We start from the raw sequence: 13,401 nt of genomic DNA on the forward strand, positions 1-13,401 counted from the left end.
GTCTCGCCAATTAGGAAGGGCGAAAATACCACAGGGCGGCCGGCGGAAACAGGCATTAGCGCCGCCCGATCCATACTCCTTTTGGGTGTCTGCGATGAGGAATGCCTGTCAGGCGGCGACCTGCATCAGGTCGAGCATGCGGCCGATGGCGCTCGGGATGGGGGCGATGATCGGCGTCGAAAACATCGGCTGGAGCTCGTCGGCCGCCTGGCCGAGCGGGCCGCCGCCGATGATGACGGCCTCGGCGCCGTCGAGCTCGATGCATTGGCGGACCGCATCGCCGAGAGCCGAAAGCAGCCGATCCGGGTGGGCGGAAAGCGCCAGTGGATCGCCCGAAGTGCAACGGATGCCGGTATATTGTTCCCAGACGCCGAGATCGCGGGCGCGGTCGTCGATCGCCTGGATCAGTTCCGGCGTCGTGGTGGCGACGCCGAATTTGCGGCCGCCCTGTGAGGCCTCGATCATCGAGGCCTCACAGATTCCGATGACGGGGATATCGAGCCGGTGCTTGAGCGCGGCAAGGCCGGGATCGCCGAAGGCGCTGACGACGATGCCGAGGCATCCGGCCTCATGCTTTTCGCCGATCTCGACGACCTCGGCAGCGGATGCGTCCAGCTGCTCCGGCGTGACGATCATCGGCGGGTTCCGCATGGCCGTGGCGACTGCCACGGCCATGCGTCCTGATGCCGCCCGGCGTGCGATGGCGACCATCATGTCGCTCGTGGCACGCGAACTGTTCGGGTTGATCAGAAGGATATGTGCGCTCACGTTCTCAGTTCCACGCCGACTTTGATTTCAGAAGTGTCAGCCTTTGCCAGGTCGGCATCGGCAGGCTGGGTGAGGTCTTCCATCGACATGCCGTAGGTTTCGGGGCCGAGCTGGATGCAGAAGGCAAAGACCGCATACATGCCGGCGGCAAGCCCGAAGACACCGACCATGCCGTAGACGTCGAAGAGGGCGCCGGCGATGGTGGGGACGAAGGAACCCGCGGCCGAACCGGTTGCCAGGATCAGCGCCACGCCGAAGGCGCGGATGCGGGTCGGAAAGAGTTCGGGCGCATAGATCCAGATCGAGGTGTTGAGCAGCAGCACGAAGAACTGGAAGATCGCGCCGAACATCAGCACCAGATAGATGTTGGTGCCGAGATAGGCGATCGAGACCGCCGCGAGGCAGGCGAACACGGCGCCGAGCGTCAGCACCTTCTTGCGCGGGAAGTAGTAGCCGAACATCGAGGCGGCGATGGCGCCAAGCACGCTGCCGCTCTGGATGATCATGCTGTAGAGCAGGCTGCCCTGCAGCGTGTAGCCCATGGAGACGAAGATGATCGGCATCAGCGTCAGCACCGAAAGCTGGGCGCCGTAGCTCATCAGGATGGCGATGGCGACGGGGATCGTGCGGCCGATGAAGGGCGCGCGGAAGAGTTCCTTCCAGTCGCTCTTGGCCGGCTCTTCGTCCTTCAGGTGATCCTTGGTCAGATATTCCTGGACCTTGAGATTGCGCGGGCGCAGCGAGCCGGAGGCAAGGATGGAGAGCACCTTGTTGGCTTCGTCGATCTTGCCCTGCGAAGCCAGGAAGCGCGGGGTCTCCGGCACGAAGCGGCGGTAGAAGACGACGAGCAGGGCCGGGAGCGCGAGGGCGGCGAAGAGCCAGCGCCAGCTGTTTTCACCCGGGAAGAGGGTGAAGATCATCAGGCCGAAGGCGGGCGCCAGGAAGTTGCCGAAGCCGCCGGCGCCGACATTGACGAGGCCGGCCGCCGTGCCGCGGAATTTCGGCGAGCAGAATTCCGACAGCATGGTAACGGCCGTCGAGATTTCGCCGCCGACGCCGAAGCCGACGATGGCACGGGCAAAGCAGAGCGTGGCGAAGTTCGGCGCCATGGCGCAGGCGGCCGAGCCAATGGTGAAGAGCAGGAGGTTGATGGTCAGCATCACGCGTCGGCCGTAGCGGTCGCCGAGGATGCCTGAAAGCAGGCGGCCGATCGCCGCGCTGCCGAAGGTGATGGTGTTGAGGAAACCGATGTCGGTGCCGGTAAGGCCCCAATGTTCTTTCAGGATCGGGCCGGCGACGCCGATGGTGTTCTGTTCGAAGCTGTCGAACAGGCAGCCGATGAGCACGAGGGCGAGAATTTGCTTGTGGGCGCCGGTGACGCCGATCTTGGTGAAGGCTGATTCCAACTGTCTGATGACCGGCGATGACCTGCCGGACGGTACCATATTTTCCGCTGCCATGGTTCGTTCCCCTTTATGGCTTAACAACGTGAAAATGTGAAAACTTAGTTTCATGAAATCTACATCATGAAATCTGAGTTTCATAGGAGATTCTATGACGCGCTGCGAAAGGAATTGGCCGCTCGCAACCCAGGTTATGGAATGCAGATTTCGTGCCACTCGGTGGGAAACGACAGTTTCTCGTTTGCCGTCAGAAGCTTGGCGACAGATTGCACTCTAACGGGCGGTTGAAACTCAGATTTCTTGTGCTCGAAAAATGTTCTGCCGTTTCAGGCAAATGCCCAATCGGCGCTCACAATTCGTCGAGCGCGTCGTTGATCGCCTCGATGCCGCGCAGGCGGTTTCGGCCGGCGGGACCGGCGATTTCGATGCAACGTGTGGTGAGCAGATGGCAGAGCGCCATCACCGAGACGTGGTTGAACAGGGGCCCCGGCGCCAGCGTCTGGCAGCGGAAATGCCATTCTGCCTGGTTGAGGAAGGGAACGCCTTCGTCGGTGATATAGAGCAGCCTTGCGCCCGATTTTTCGAGCTGCGCGAGGATCGGTTCCATCAACGTGACGCGCCGGCGCAGGCCGAAAAGGATGACGACGTCGTCGTTGTTGATGCTGACCAGATGTTCGCCGAGCGTCTGGCCGCCGCCGGGAATGGCCGAGATGTGCTCGACCACCTGTGTCATCTGCCATTGCAGATAGGTGGCGAAGGAATGGCTGGCGCGAAAGCCGATGACCCAGACTTTGCGGGCGCCAAGGATGGCGGTTGCCGCCGCCGTCACCTGGGTTTCGGAAATGGCGAGAAAGGTCGCTTCGATATTGGCCACGCCCTGCGCCACATGGGACGTGAGCGACTGCTCGCCGCCGCTGTCGGTGGCGGTTGCAAGGAACAGGCGCGAACCGGTCTGCTTGTCGGCGCGGGCATGCCGACGCGCTTCTTCGTAATTGTCGTAGCCGAGCCGCTGGATGAAGCGAGAGACCGTCGCCTTCGACACATGTGCGAGCGCCGCCAGTTCCTGGGCTGAGTAGCTGGCGACCTCGCCTGGAAAATCGCAGAGGAAGTCGCCCAGCCGCCGCTCGGCCGGATGCAGTTCGGGCAGCACTTGGCGAACACGGGTGAGGAAGGAACGTTCTTTCGGGCTCATGCGATGTCCATGAAACTGGCGTTTCACGGCAATCTCTGATTTTCGCGGGGATATTGCAAGCGAGGCGGGCGGATGCCGCCTCGCTTTCAACGGCTGCAGACGCGGGAAGTTGCCCGCGTGCGTCAGTATTTCGAGGGCACGTAGAGTTCCGGCGGCAGAACCTTGCGCTCGTAGTCCGGGTTGAAGACGCGTTCCGGCAGGGAGATTTCCTCGTGCGGCACGTCCTCGTAGGGGATCTGCCTCAACAGGTGGTCGATACAGTTCAGACGGGCGCGCTTCTTGTCGTTGCCCTCGACGATATGCCAGGGCGCTTCCGGGATGTTGGTTCGGGCGAAGGTCTCCTCCTTGGCCTTGGTGTAACCTTCCCAGCGCACCCGCGACTGCAGATCCATCGGCGACAGCTTCCACTGCTTCAACGGGTCGTAAATGCGCACCAGGAAGCGCATCTGCTGCTCCTCGTCGGTGATCGAGAACCAGTACTTCACCAGCCGGATGCCGGAGCGAACCAGCATGCGCTCGAATTCCGGCACGTCGTCGAAGAACTGCTCGACCTGGTCCTCGGTGGCGAAGCCCATGACGCGCTCGACGCCGGAGCGGTTGTACCAGGAGCGGTCGAAGAGCACGATCTCGCCGCCGGCCGGCAGGTGCGGCACGTAGCGCTGGAAATACCATTGCGTCTTTTCGCGGTCGGACGGTGCCGGCAGCGCGACCACACGCACGACGCGGGGATTGAGCCTCTGGGTGATGCGCTTGATGACGCCGCCCTTGCCAGCGGAATCGCGGCCCTCGAAGATCACCACCACCTTTTCCTTGTGATGGACCACCCAGTCCTGAAGCTTGATCAGCTCCGACTGCAACTTCAGCAGCGAGCGGAAGTAATCGATGCGCGGGATCGAAGGCGGGTGGTTCTTGCGGTAGATCTTGCGGATCTCTTCCGACAGCGCCGGTTCGGAAAGCTCGAGTTCGTAGTCCTCGTCGAGCGTGTCGGCCAGTTCCGCTTCCAGCCAGTCCTGCGTTTCGATCTCGTCGTTCGACCTGTTCATCTGACCCTCCGGATTGCGTGTGTTCGACGACAACTTTGCGTGATGCCATCGTTAGTCGGCTTATTTCACAGCCGCATGAAGGGAATTTGACGCTGACCTCCACGCCCCGATCGGTGCTATCCCTTGATGTACCAGCCCCAGGGCTCGTCGGCGTCGAAACTGGTGATCTGCTTGGTCTCCAGATAATTGGAAAGGCCCCAGCGGCCGAGCTCACGGCCGATGCCCGATTGCTTGTAGCCACCCCAGGGTGCTTCGGTGAAGGTCGGCTGCGAGCAGTTGATCCAGACGATGCCAGCGCGAAAAGCGCGGGCGATGCGCTCGCAGCGGTCCCTGTCGGCCGACATGACGGCGGCTGCAAGACCGAAGCGGCTGTCGTTGGCCATGCGGATCGCGTCGGCCTCTTCGCCAAACGGCTTGACGCAGACGACCGGACCAAAGATCTCCTCGCGCCAGACGTAACTGTCTTCGCGCATATCGGTCAGCACCGTCGGTTCGATGAAGTAGCCGCTGTTGAGGCCGGCCGGGCGGCCGCCGCCGGCAGCCACCGTGGCGCCGTCCTGGCGGGCGCGGTCGATCGCGCCCATGATCTTGTCGTACTGACCCTTCGAGACGATCGGCCCGAGCAACGTGCCGTCGTCGCGGCCGTTGCCGATGGTGATTTTTGCTGCCTCCTCGCAGAGGCGCTTGACGACGGTCTCGTAGATCGTCTCCTCGACGAGCACGCGCGAGGTCGCCGAGCAGACCTGGCCCTGGTTCCAGAAGATGCCGAACATGATCCATTCGACGGCCTTGTCGATGTCGCTGTCGGCAAAGACGACGAAGGGCGACTTGCCGCCGAGTTCGAGGCTGACATTCTTGATGTCCTGGGCACCGGCCATCATCACCTTGCGGCCGGTGACGACGGAGCCGGTGAAGGCAAGCTTGTCGACCAGCGGATGCTCGGTCAGCGGCTGGCCGGCGTCCTGGCCGGTGCCGGTGAGGATGTTGAGCACGCCGGCCGGCAGCCCGACTTCCTCGGCGATGACGCCGAGCTCAAGTGCTGTCAGTGGCGTCAGCTCCGACGGTTTGAGCACGATGGTGCAGCCGGCGGCCAGCGCCGGAGCCACCTTCCACGACACCATCAGCAACGGATAGTTCCACGGGGTGATCGCGCCGACGACGCCCAGCGGTTCGCGCACAGCGCGTGACGTGAAGCGGCTGTCGCCGACGGCGATCGCCTCCTCAGGGCTGGTGTCCAGTTCCTCGGCGAGGCCGGCATAATAGCGGAAGCAGCCTGCGGCATCGTCGATGTCCCACAATGCTTCCGGCAGCGGCTTGCCGTTGTCGGCGACTTCGAGCCGGGCCAGCGAGTGGCGCTTTTCCTCGATCTTGGCTGCGATTGCACGCAGATAGGCGGCGCGCTCGCTGCCCGAAAGTTTTGGCCAGGGGCCGCTGTCGAAGGCGATGCGGGCCGCCTTTGCGGCCCTGTCCACGTCTTCGTAAGTTGCCGCAGGCGCACGATGGATGATCTCCTCCGTCGCCGGATCGATCACGTCGAGCGTGCCGCCGCGCCGCGGTTTTTCCCATTTGCCATCGATGAACAACCGGTCCTGCATGCAATACCCCTTTATAGCCCGGTGCGAGTATGGCCAGTCAAAGTGAAACACGCCAGCCGTAAGTTACGGCTGGCGTTGATCTTTTTGCCGCGAGACACTGCTCTGACGGTCGGTCGCCGACCCGCGCCACGCGAGGAACGGCAGAACCGAAAGCACGGCGCAGGCGCTGGCAAAGAGCCAGAACTGCCCGAGGGTCACGAGATCGCTGGTATAGAAGGCTCCCGAGACGATGCCGGCGATCAAGCAGGCATCCATGAGCGGCAAGCTCACGGCGTAAAACACTGCCTGGCGCTCCAGGGACAGGCAGCGTTGCACAAGTGTAAAGTAGGTGGCGCAAGCGATCATCTCCGGTATGCCGCCGACGATCAGCAGTCCGCTGGCCACCAGGGAGTTGGGGGCAAAAATCAGCGCGACGGTCGAAAGGCCTTCGAGCAGGCTTGAGAGGAGATAGGCGCGAAGCAGCGCCTGCGTACTGGTCAATGCTCCCGCCAATCGGTGCGAGACGACGGCACCAATCAGGGCGCCGGCGCCCTGTGCCGCCAGAAGCAAGGTCCACATCTCCGGGCCGAGATGAAACTGGTCACGATTGAGCCAGAACAGGAACGGCTGCAGTGCCCCGAGCGAGACCATGTAGCCGAAGGCCGGGAGCAGCAAAGCCCAGAGCAAGGGGTTCTCGCGAAACATCGCAAGGGGTTCCCGTCCGAAGCCCGATGCGTGCGAGGGTGCCGCGTTCTCTTGCGCCGGCTTGTCGCGTGGTTGAAGCACCAGCAGAAGGGTTGCCCCGATCTGGGCAAGGGCCAGCGCAAGAAGGGTTGTCACGATCGAGGTGGAGGCAGCTGCCAGACCCGCCGCCGGCGGACCGAAAATCTTGGCGAAGCGGTCGATCGCCTGGAAGGCGGTGTTGGCCTCCATGTTGCGGCCGGCTGGAACGACGGCGGCGCGCAGCATCAACAGACCCGGCGTGATCACCGCGTCCGCAGCGCCGATGACCAGGACGATCATGTGCAATGTCATTGCGTCCGGCGCGAACGCAAGGCCGGGAATGGCGATGGCGGTCACCGACAGGCAGCACAGCACCGGAAGCTGCGGGCCGCTGCGCCGTAGGAGCGAGGCGACGATCGGTGCAAGCAGGAGGCTCGGCAGCAGACGCAAGGCAAGACTGCCGACCAGTTCCGCACCGGCGCCGAAGCGGCTTGCAACGACGAGCGGCAACGCGGCGACGAGCATCCAGGAGCAGAAGGAATCGACGGTGAGGACGAGGCTGATGCGCCGGAAGGCGGCATCGCCCCAAAGATTGGAATTGTCCATAGGAGAGCCCGATGAGACGCAATCGATCTCGGGTCTGCTGTATTGGGCAGGTTTGATGAGATCGAACGCGAACAGGATAAGCCCGCGCAAGAGGCGGACGGTTCTGGGCTCACAGATGCAAGCCCCGCCTTGCGGGGCAAATCAGGCCATCAAATGGGGTTCGCTCGACATGGTCAGCCATCTACCATGGGTGCTTCTCAGGTGACAAGCGGCAGCCTTGATCGTCATGGCTGCCGCTGCCGAGATGCGGCTCTGTGCTATCGCGGCGCGTTGGCCAAGGCCGGCGTGACATTGGCGATCTGGGTGATCACCATGCCGCCGACGATGAAGAACAGGCCGGTCAGCCGCGCCGCATTGACCGGCTTTTGCGGGAAACCCATAAGGCCGTAGTGATCGATCAACATGGAAATGACCATCTGGCCGGCGATGACGGCGACAATGAAGCTTGCCGCGCCGAGCTTCGGCGCAAGGAGGAGAGCCGCGGTGATGTAGATCACGCCGGCGAGGCCGCCGACCCAGATCCACCACGGACCCTTGAATGCCACAGCCAGGCTGGGCAACGGCGCCCGGAAGGCAATCAGCATCGGCAGGATGAGCGCGAGACTGACGCCGAGCGAGACGACCGTCGCCCAGAGCGGATGGCCGAGGAGGCGGCCAAGATTGGCATTGGCGCCGGCCTGGAGGGGGACGACGGCGCCGGCGAAGATCGCCACGGCAAGCAACAGGAGGGAGGAGAGATTGGGCATTGTTTTTCCTTTTTGTTGCGGCGATCCTCCATCATCTATCTTGGGAATGGAAATTCCAATTCTTCACGTGCTATATTCGTATGATGAATAATCTTGGCGCATTCGACCTGAACCTGCTCGTGGTGCTCGACGCGCTCCTGGCGGAGCGCCACGTCTCGCGCGCGGCTCTGCGGTTGAACAAGAGCCAGCCTGCCGTCAGCCATGCGCTGGCGCGGTTGCGTGCTCTGTTCGACGATCCCTTGCTGGTTCGCCATGGCGGCCAGCTCGAGCCGACGGTGCGGGCGCTGGAGATCGCGCCGCAGCTTGCCGAAGCGCTCGCGCATATGCGTCTGCTCATGGGGTCTCAGCCGTTCGATCCGGCGCGCGAGCCCCACGTCTTTCGGCTGGCGATGTCCGACTACGCTGCGCTTGTGCTGCTGCCGCAACTGATGACCGTGCTGCGCCGGCAGGCGCCGAACGTCGATCTCCTCGTCAGCCAGGCAAGCCGCGAAGTGATGATGGCACAGGCCGTCGACGGCGAAATCGATCTGGCGCTCGGCGTTTTCCCGACGCTTGCCGAGGACCTGAGGACATCATTGCTGTTCGAGGAGCACTTCGCCTGCCTGGCCGATCGCGCGTGCCTCGGCGGCGAAAAGACGATGGATCTTTTGGCCTATCTGCAGCGGCCGCATATTCTCGTCTCCCTGCGTGGCGATACCGGCAACGAGATCGACCTTGCGCTTTCGGCTATTGGACACAAGCGCCGCATTGCGCTGGCCCTGCCTCATTGGAGTGCGGCGCCGGGTCTCGTTCCCGGAACCGACCTTGTGCTTACGGTTGCGCGCCGGATCCTGCCCCGCGACGGGGAGACCGGGCCGCTCGCCATCTTCGCGCCGCCCTTCGCGATCCCGCCCTTCGCCTTCCGGCAGATCTGGCACCGGCGGCGCGACGGCGACCCCGCCCATCGCTGGCTGCGGGATCTGATCACCGGCATCCTCGCGCCGCCGACTGGGGCCCCCGCGGCCGTGTGATTGGACAAGCCTGAAAACGGAAAGGCCCGGTGCGGCGATGCCGACCGGGCCTTTTCTATAGGCTTTGCTGCGCGTCAGTCGTGGCTGACACCCTGGATCGCCGAAACCTGCCATTCGGCACCCGGCTTGCGCACGAAAGTCCAGAGCTCGACGGCTTCCGTCAGATTGTCCGGATCGCCGCTGATCACCTTGCCGGTGGTGCGGTCGCGCATGACGTCGATGCTCTCGTAGCGCATGGCGACGGTCGCAAATTCGGTTCCGTTTTCCGACCAGGCTTCGGCGACGTCGCCCTGAACGAGGTGCACGTCGCGCACATCGTTCTTGACGCCGCTCGTGGCGTTGTCGCTGAGCTCTTCTGCTAGGTACGACATGGCTTCCGGCGTCGTCAGGCGACGCAGCGTGCCGTAGTCTTCCGCGGCGTAAGCCGCCTGCACATCCTTCAGCATCTTTTCGAACTGCTCGAGGTCGGACCCCTGGACGCCGATTTCATCGGCCGGGCCGTCGGTGACGGGCGCCGCCTGAGGGGCTGCCTGGGGTCGAGCCTGCACCTGACCGCTTGCCTGGCCGCCGCCGATGCTCGGGATCTTGAACGACGGCATGCCGTTCGATGGCTGCTGGCCCGACGAGCGCTCGGACGGGCCGGCATAGGCTGTCTGCTGGCGGTTGCGGTTAAAGAAGCGCATGGCGAGCATGATCAGGCCACCGATCAGGAGCATCTGCACGATCAGGCCGAGGAAGCCGGCAGCACCGCCGAAACCGCCGCCCATCAGCATGCCGATGAGGCCGCCGACCATCAGGCCACCGAGCAGCGAACCGCCGAAGCCGCTGAAGAAGCCCGGACGGGCGTTCGGCTGGGTGGCGTTCGGGCGCGTCTGGCCGGCTGCCGGATTGGTCGCGGCCGGGCCTGCGTCCTGGCGCGGCGTCATCGAACGGTCGATCGGTGCCGCGTTGGTCGGCGCGGTACGGGTGACCGGCGGCTGCGAGAAGGTGCGGGTGCCGCGGCTACCGAAGCCGCCGCCCGAACGCCGCGCTTCGGCGACGTCCACAACGGTCAGCGCGACGACCATGCCGATCGCCATCATTGCCAGAGTTCGTCCAAAACGCCCAAATCGCTGCATTGCCATCACAACCCCTAAATCTTGCTTGGGCTCAAACCGAGCCATCAGGACCTGATATAAGGGCTCAACGCCTGAGATTTAAGCTTCTCGCGTCGCTTTTCGGCCAGTTTACCGTTATCCGACACCGCTAGCTGGCCGAATCCGGCATGGAATCAGCATCTTCGACGGGTGCCCGAGTGCCGCCCGCGCTTGCCGCTGACACCTAACGATTGACTGCCAGGATCATCGTCGCCGCCTTTTCGGCGATCATGATCGTCGGCGAATTGGTGTTGCCCGAGGTGATCGTCGGCATGACCGAGGCGTCGGCGATGCGCAATCCCTTCAGGCCGCGCAGGCGCAGTTCCGGATCGACGACGCTCTCCGGATCGGCGCCCATGCGGCAGGTCCCAACCGGATGGAAGATCGTCGTGCCGATATCGCCGGCCGCGCGCTTCAGGTCCTCCTCGGTCTCGTAGGACGGGCCCGGCTTGAACTCGACCGGGTTGAAGCGGGCGAAAGAGGGTTGCTTGACGATCTGCCGCGTCAACCGGATGGCGCTGACCGCGACATCGCGGTCGGCCTCCGCCGTCAGGTAGCGCGGCCTGATGTCCGGTGCGGCGGCAAAATCCGGACCCTTCAGATGTACCGAACCGCGGCTTTCCGGGCGCAGATTGCAGACGCTGGCGGTGATTGCCGGGAAGGAATGAACCGGCTCGCCGAACTTGTCGAGCGACACCGGCTGCACGTGATACTGCAGATCCGGCGTTTCCTTTTCCGGTCCGGAGCGGGTGAAGATGCCGAGCTGGCTCGGCGCCATTGCCATCGGCCCGGAACGCTTCAGCAGATATTCGAGCCCGATCGACGCCTTGCCGAACAGCGAGTTTGCCTTTTCGTTGAGCGTCGGCACGCCGGTGACCTTGTAGGCCATGCGCAGCTGCAGATGATCCTGCAGGTTTTCGCCGACGCCGGCGCGTTCGTGGCGAAGCTCGATGCCGTTTGCCTGCAGCACGTCACCACGGCCGATGCCGGAGAGTTCGAGGATATGGGGTGAGCCGATCGCGCCGGCGGAGAGCACAGTTTCGCGGGTTGCGCCGGCGCGCTTGACTGTGCCGTCATGCTGGAATTCAACGCCGGCGATGCGATCGCCCTCGATGATCAGCTTGCGCACATGCGCCTTGGTCAGAACTGTGAGGTTGCCGCGCTTCTGCGCCGGGCGCAGGAATGCCTTTGCGGTGTTCCAGCGGATGCCGGAACGCTGGTTGACATCGAAATAACCGGAGCCTTCGTTGCTGCCGCGGTTGAAATCCGGCGTCTCGGGAATGCCGGCTTCGCTTGCCGCCTTCTGAAATGCGTCGAGCACGTCCCAGCGCACGCGCGCCTTTTCCACCCGCCATTCGCCGCCGGCGCCGTGCATCTCGTTGGCACCGCGATAGTGGTCCTCGGATTTCCTGAAGAGCGGCAGCACGTCGTCCCAGCCCCAGCCGGTACAGCCGAGCTGGCTCCAGTGGTCGTAGTCCTCAGCCTGGCCGCGCATATAGATCATGCCGTTGATCGACGAGCAGCCGCCGAGCACCTTGCCGCGGGGATAGCCGAGTGAACGGCCGTTCAGGCCCTCTTCCGCTGCGGTCGTGAAACACCAGTCCGTGCGCGGATTGTTGATGCAATAGAGATAGCCGACCGGAATATGGATCCAATGGTAGTTGTCGCGGCCGCCGGCTTCGAGCAGCAGCACGCGATGCCCCGGGTTTTTCGAAAGGCGGTTGGCAAGCACGCAGCCGGCGCTACCTGCCCCAACGACGATGAAGTCGTATATGTCCATGGTTCTCCCTCGATATGTACGGCGCGACCCTTCAGATCCCGGGTTCGGGCGACATCGCTCCTTCAGCCGCGCCCCGGCGCCGCATTCTTGAGCTTCGTCATCTTGTCTTCTTCCTGAACCGCCAGCCGCCGCGAACGAACGCAGGAATACTCCGGCGCCGGATGGTGGCCGCCGGGGCGTTCGTTTCGGTCTGTTCATATTTGGCCAGACATGCTCCTCAGATGTCCGCTCTGACACGTACAATCGGGAAAAAACCGCTTGGATGCAAGCGTCCGGAACCGTAAATTGCAAAACAGGATCTGTTCATTTTCGGACAGACGGGGAGTAGGCATGAATCCGAATTTCACCTGGGACGACCTGCAGTTCTTTCTGGCGGTGGCCCGCACCGGGCAACTGTCGACGGCGGCGCGGCGCTTGAGGACCAGCCATGCCACGGTGTCTCGTCGCATCGACAGGCTGGAATTCGCGCTCAAGGTCAAGCTGTTCGAGCGCAATCCGCGCGGCTACATCTTGACCGGCATGGGCCAGCGCTTCGTCGAAACCGCCGAGCGGATCGAGCGCGAGACCGAACAGTTGCAGCTCGACATCAATGACGGTCTGACGGCGCAGCGCGGCGTCGTCCGTCTCAGCACACTCGAAGGCTTCGGCAACTTCTTTCTGGCCGACCGGCTGGCGGACTTTGCGGCGCGCTATCCGAACGTCTCCCTGGAGATGCTGGCGATCCAGCAGATCATGTCTCTGTCGCGCAAGGAGGCGGATATCCAGGTGGCGCTGACGGCGCCGAAGGCCGGGCCTTACCAATCCGAGGTGCTGACGCCCTATACGCTGCATGTCTATGGCGCGCGCAGCTATCTCTCGAAGCACCCGCCGATCACCGGGCGCAACGATCTCGCCGCACACCGTTTCGTCGGATACATCGACGACATGATCTTCGCGCCGGGTCTCGATTACCTGGGGGAGCTGCAGCCGGGCCTGCATGCCCATTTCCAGAGTTCGAGCATCCTGACGCAGTTGAAGGCCGTGCGGCAGGGGCTGGGCCTTTGCGTCTTGCCACACTTCATCGCGCAGCAGGAAGACGACCTGGAGATCGTTCTGCCGGAAGAGATCGAGCTCAAGCGCACCTACTGGCTGGTTTGCCATAGAGACCTGGTTGCCGTCCCGCGGGTAAGGGCGGTGCGCGAATTCCTGATGCAGAGCGTCAGGGAAAACCGCGGCCATTTCACCCGTGAAATGGCACTGCCGACCACAGACGTTAGGCACCTGTCGCGCTCCTAAATCCTGCCTGATTGTGGCGATATATGATCTTGCAACCAAGGGCGGTGATTTGCGGACCGAAAGACCGTGGTCTCGCGGATCAAAATCGACCTAGTTTATCAACAGCTGGAATTATTGTGTAAATTCAGTGAGTTGTCGATTTTTG

11 protein-coding genes are annotated in these 13,401 nt (G+C 63.3%); 2 read left to right on the top strand and 9 right to left on the bottom strand.

The window, feature by feature from the left end; genetic code table 11:
• Nucleotides 1-108: 108 nt before the first annotated feature.
• The 7 genes from ASE71_RS14055 to ASE71_RS14085 form a co-directional block, all read right to left on the bottom strand.
• Nucleotides 109-768, bottom strand: a complete 660-nt coding sequence (locus tag ASE71_RS14055) for an aspartate/glutamate racemase family protein (RefSeq protein ID WP_060521350.1) — start codon at nucleotides 766-768, stop codon at nucleotides 109-111.
• Nucleotides 765-2,228, bottom strand: a complete 1,464-nt coding sequence (locus tag ASE71_RS14060; RefSeq protein WP_034802351.1) for an MFS transporter — start codon at nucleotides 2,226-2,228, stop codon at nucleotides 765-767. Before ASE71_RS14060 ends, ASE71_RS14055 begins: the two co-directional genes overlap by 4 nt.
• Nucleotides 2,229-2,520: 292 nt before the next feature.
• A complete protein-coding gene (locus ASE71_RS14065) occupies nucleotides 2,521-3,363 on the bottom strand; it encodes a MurR/RpiR family transcriptional regulator (protein ID WP_034802348.1) in 843 nt (280 codons plus the stop codon).
• Nucleotides 3,364-3,485: 122 nt separating this feature from the next.
• Nucleotides 3,486-4,406, bottom strand: coding sequence for a polyphosphate kinase 2 (gene ppk2 / locus ASE71_RS14070; protein WP_060521349.1), 921 nt, complete (start codon nucleotides 4,404-4,406; stop codon nucleotides 3,486-3,488).
• Nucleotides 4,407-4,522: 116 nt separating this feature from the next.
• Nucleotides 4,523-6,001: an aldehyde dehydrogenase family protein gene (locus tag ASE71_RS14075; protein ID WP_060521348.1), complete on the bottom strand. Its 1,479-nt coding sequence runs from the start codon at nucleotides 5,999-6,001 to the stop codon at nucleotides 4,523-4,525.
• A 63-nt stretch (nucleotides 6,002-6,064) separates the two neighbouring features.
• Nucleotides 6,065-7,309, bottom strand: a complete 1,245-nt coding sequence (locus ASE71_RS14080; protein ID WP_060521347.1) for an MFS transporter — start codon at nucleotides 7,307-7,309, stop codon at nucleotides 6,065-6,067.
• A 257-nt stretch (nucleotides 7,310-7,566) separates the two neighbouring features.
• A complete protein-coding gene (locus tag ASE71_RS14085) occupies nucleotides 7,567-8,055 on the bottom strand; it encodes a DMT family transporter (RefSeq protein WP_060521346.1) in 489 nt (162 codons plus the stop codon).
• A gap of 80 nt (nucleotides 8,056-8,135) precedes the next feature.
• On the opposite strand from ASE71_RS14085, the gene ASE71_RS14090 reads away from it, so the two are divergent.
• On the top strand, nucleotides 8,136-9,065 hold the full coding sequence (locus ASE71_RS14090; protein WP_244496948.1) for a LysR family transcriptional regulator: 930 nt from the start codon (nucleotides 8,136-8,138) through the stop codon (nucleotides 9,063-9,065).
• Nucleotides 9,066-9,139: 74 nt separating this feature from the next.
• Here the strand turns inward: ASE71_RS14090 and ASE71_RS14095 are convergent, their stop codons facing one another.
• On the bottom strand, nucleotides 9,140-10,183 hold the full coding sequence (locus ASE71_RS14095) for a Tim44 domain-containing protein (RefSeq protein WP_413814637.1): 1,044 nt from the start codon (nucleotides 10,181-10,183) through the stop codon (nucleotides 9,140-9,142).
• A gap of 202 nt (nucleotides 10,184-10,385) precedes the next feature.
• Nucleotides 10,386-11,981, bottom strand: a complete 1,596-nt coding sequence (locus tag ASE71_RS14100; protein WP_060521344.1) for a GMC family oxidoreductase — start codon at nucleotides 11,979-11,981, stop codon at nucleotides 10,386-10,388.
• A 330-nt stretch (nucleotides 11,982-12,311) separates the two neighbouring features.
• Here ASE71_RS14100 and ASE71_RS14105 point away from each other — a divergent pair, with 330 nt between their 5' ends.
• Entirely contained in the window at nucleotides 12,312-13,256 is a 945-nt protein-coding gene (locus ASE71_RS14105) for a LysR family transcriptional regulator (RefSeq protein ID WP_060521343.1), read from the top strand.
• Nucleotides 13,257-13,401 lie beyond the last annotated feature (145 nt).

It is taken from the genome of Ensifer sp. Root954 (assembly GCF_001429005.1).
GTDB lineage: Bacteria > Pseudomonadota > Alphaproteobacteria > Rhizobiales > Rhizobiaceae > Ensifer > Ensifer adhaerens.

Excerpts from the sequence above, each read along its gene's own strand:
- ASE71_RS14085 (WP_060521346.1), bottom strand. The coding sequence starts at position 8,055 with ATGCCCAATCTCTCCTCCCTCCTGTTGCTTGCCGTGGCGATCTTCGCC.
- ASE71_RS14080 (WP_060521347.1), bottom strand. The coding sequence starts at position 7,309 with ATGGACAATTCCAATCTTTGGGGCGATGCCGCCTTCCGGCGCATCAGC.
- ppk2 (WP_060521349.1), bottom strand. The coding sequence starts at position 4,406 with ATGAACAGGTCGAACGACGAGATCGAAACGCAGGACTGGCTGGAAGCG.
- ASE71_RS14100 (WP_060521344.1), bottom strand. The coding sequence starts at position 11,981 with ATGGACATATACGACTTCATCGTCGTTGGGGCAGGTAGCGCCGGCTGC.
- ASE71_RS14090 (WP_244496948.1), top strand. The coding sequence starts at position 8,136 with ATGATGAATAATCTTGGCGCATTCGACCTGAACCTGCTCGTGGTGCTC.
- ASE71_RS14075 (WP_060521348.1), bottom strand. The coding sequence starts at position 6,001 with ATGCAGGACCGGTTGTTCATCGATGGCAAATGGGAAAAACCGCGGCGC.
- ASE71_RS14095 (WP_413814637.1), bottom strand. The coding sequence starts at position 10,183 with ATGCAGCGATTTGGGCGTTTTGGACGAACTCTGGCAATGATGGCGATC.
- ASE71_RS14105 (WP_060521343.1), top strand. The coding sequence starts at position 12,312 with ATGAATCCGAATTTCACCTGGGACGACCTGCAGTTCTTTCTGGCGGTG.
- ASE71_RS14060 (WP_034802351.1), bottom strand. The coding sequence starts at position 2,228 with ATGGCAGCGGAAAATATGGTACCGTCCGGCAGGTCATCGCCGGTCATC.
- ASE71_RS14065 (WP_034802348.1), bottom strand. The coding sequence starts at position 3,363 with ATGAGCCCGAAAGAACGTTCCTTCCTCACCCGTGTTCGCCAAGTGCTG.